Origin of the sequence: Pseudomonas sp. (genome assembly GCF_035277045.1) — a bacterium.
In the GTDB taxonomy this organism is placed as follows: Bacteria; Pseudomonadota; Gammaproteobacteria; order Pseudomonadales; family Pseudomonadaceae; genus Aquipseudomonas.
The window spans coordinates 1-2,449 of record NZ_DATELE010000088.1 but is presented as its reverse complement, the minus strand read 5'-3'; the positions used below and the strand labels follow the sequence as shown (position 1 = coordinate 2,449).

The 2,449-nt window shown below is 65.6% G+C and carries 4 protein-coding genes; all 4 read right to left on the bottom strand.

The genetic code is table 11. From position 1 onward, the window contains the following. Window positions 1-667 (bottom strand): AraC family transcriptional regulator (locus tag VJS90_RS03590; protein ID WP_324119180.1); only part of this gene is annotated, 667 nt, incomplete at its 3' end. Between the two features lie 101 nt (window positions 668-768). Further along, a complete protein-coding gene (csgH, locus tag VJS90_RS03585; RefSeq protein ID WP_324119177.1) occupies window positions 769-1,065 on the bottom strand; it encodes a curli-like amyloid fiber formation chaperone CsgH in 297 nt (98 codons plus the stop codon). A 2-nt stretch (window positions 1,066-1,067) separates the two neighbouring features. Continuing rightward, a complete protein-coding gene (locus tag VJS90_RS03580; RefSeq protein WP_324119175.1) occupies window positions 1,068-1,577 on the bottom strand; it encodes a curlin-associated protein in 510 nt (169 codons plus the stop codon). Next, window positions 1,564-2,448 (bottom strand): CsgG/HfaB family protein, encoded by an 885-nt coding sequence (locus VJS90_RS03575; RefSeq protein WP_324119173.1) that lies wholly within the window; start codon window positions 2,446-2,448, stop codon window positions 1,564-1,566. Before VJS90_RS03575 ends, VJS90_RS03580 begins: the two co-directional genes overlap by 14 nt. Window position 2,449: the final 1 nt, after the last annotated feature.

The following is a 2,449-nucleotide window of genomic DNA, read 5'->3' as shown; positions in this document are numbered from 1 at the left end:
CCACCTGCCGGTAGCGCGCGCCCGAGAACGACAGGATCTCTTCCACGCCTTCGGCCAGCACATCGCCATGCAGCTGGCGCACCAGGCCCAGCATCAGCTCCATGGCGCCATTGGGGCTGGCGGCCGTGAGGCGGTCACGGTCCAGGGTGAAGCTCGACGGAATCAGGCGGCTTTGCGGGCTGCGCTCGGCCAGGCTCGCCCGTTGCTCGGGATGGACGCTGCAGTCGTACTCGGCCAGCACCCCGGCGCGCGCGAGAAAGTACGCCCCATTCCATAACCCGCCCAGGGCCATGCCGTGCGCCGCGCACTCCACCAGCAGGCGGTCGAGCTCCGGGTATTTGAGCGGGGTGCGCAGGCCGCCGCAGATGATCAGCAGGTCAAGGTGCCTGAGCCCGTGGGGCTCGAGCTCGCTGGCCACCAGCTCCAGGCCCAGGTCGCTTAGCGCGCGCTCGCCGCTCAGCGCCATGGGCGCAAACTGGAAGCTCTCTCCACGCAGCAGGTTGGCCGTGACCAGCACGTCCATGGCAACGGTGAAGCTGGCCATCGAGAAGTGTTCGAGCAGCACGAAACCGACGCGGTAGGGCGCCTGGCCCTCGCTTGCGGCGGACTTGGTCCGCAGCATGTTCGAGGAACTGGTTTTCTTGCTGAACTGGCGGGGGGTGGGCACGTCTGACTCCGTTGCAGGTGCTGAACGGCGAGAGTTTGCGTCGCGGCGGGCGCAAATACAACTGGGCATGCAAAGGGCGCGCCCGCACCATTTCCCTTGCGTCAGTCTCGCGCGCAGTCACGCTCGACGGAGGTGATCAAGGTGTCCTCCTCGAACACCTCCAGATGCACCCGGCATGTCCCGTTTTCCGGCAGGCTGAGCCGGACGCTCGATGACGCTTCGCCGGTGTGCAGCTCACCCTGCTGGTTGATCTGCGAGGTATTGCCGCCCATGGTCTGGCGGATGCTCAGGCGATAGCCCAGGGTCACTGGGACCGGGTTGTCGATGCGTGGCCGGATCAGCACCGCGGTATCCCTGTATTCGGTGTCGATGGCCACCGCCAGCTGCGAGTAGTCCATGATCATTGCTGGGTCACCGTCGCCGTGGCGTTGTTGCCGTATTGGGTCACCGAAACGGTTCCCCCGAAACCGCCCTGCGTCACGTTGGCCTGGTTGCCTTGGCCGTACTGGCCGACGAAGGCCTGGTTGTAGGCACCGCTTTGAACCACCGCCGCCTGGTTGCGGCTGCCGGCCTGGACGACGGCGGCCTGGTTGAAGCTGCCTGACTGGTTCAGCGCCAGGTCGTTGGCAAAGCCCGCCTGGTAGGCGGCGGCCAGGTTGTGGTCGCCGCTCTGGGCGATACGCGCGGTGTTCGCGATGCCCTGCTGGGCCTGCACCAGTCTTTGTGAGGCCCCAGCCTGATCGATGCGGGTCTGGTTGAAGCTGCCCGCCTGGGACAGGTCGAGCCGGCCACCGCCGCCAAGGCCGGCATAGCGGCTCTCGGACACCAGGTCAGAGGCGTGGCCCAGGCCGGTGCAAAGCAGCAACGCCACGGCCATCGCGGTCCGCCGGTAACGCCTAGAGTGCCCCATGCTTGTCTCCGTTGGTCAACTGGCCGCGTTCGGACGCGTTGATGGGCATCGTCATGGTCTGCTCATCGTAGTTTTGCAGGTAGCCCTGAAGGAGCGGTTGCCTGAGATCTTCAGGATTCCTGAGGTTCCAGCTGCCGTCGCGGGCACCCTGGGCGATCAGGTGGATCAACGCGCTCTCGATGGCTTCGCGCACGCATTGCTGTACCGGCTCGTTACGCGAAAAACCGGTTTCCACTTCCAGCAGGTGCTTGAGCGAGACGAACTTGAAGATGCCGAAGTCGACCTGGGTCGAATACACGGTCTTGGTCGTGGTCACGCTCTGGATGATGTCACCGCTGCGGATATCCACCGCACGCAGGTTGATCGTGACCTGGTCCTGGCGATACAGCTCCGATGGGCCGATGCCCAGGTAGCGCACGCCGATGCCGCCGGTGCGCACGTTGCTTTCATAGGCAACGATGGCGCCGCCGATCAGCAGGTTGGCCGGGCGCAGGGACGGCAACTGCATCTGGGACTGGTCTTGTGGCTGTTCCAGGGCGCGGATGATCTTGCGCTCGGTGAGCACGTCCTGCAGGTTTTCGCGCTCCACTGGCTTGAACCAGCGCGAGTCGCGCAGCGCGGTCACCAGCAGCGATGCAGCGCCTTGGGTAACCGATGTGGAAAATGAACTGTCTGGCGAAGGCTTGTACTGGCCCGTCTGGTCGCGCAGGCCATACACCGCGACGGCGATGGGGCCAGCGGGCGCCGGCAGGCGCGTCAGGTCACGCGTGCTCTGGGTGGGCGGTGAAATGCTGGCCGCCGAGGTGGTGCCAGCGGGCCGAGAGGTGACGCAGCCACTCGCGAGTACCGCCGCGAGAATCACCAATGACAGT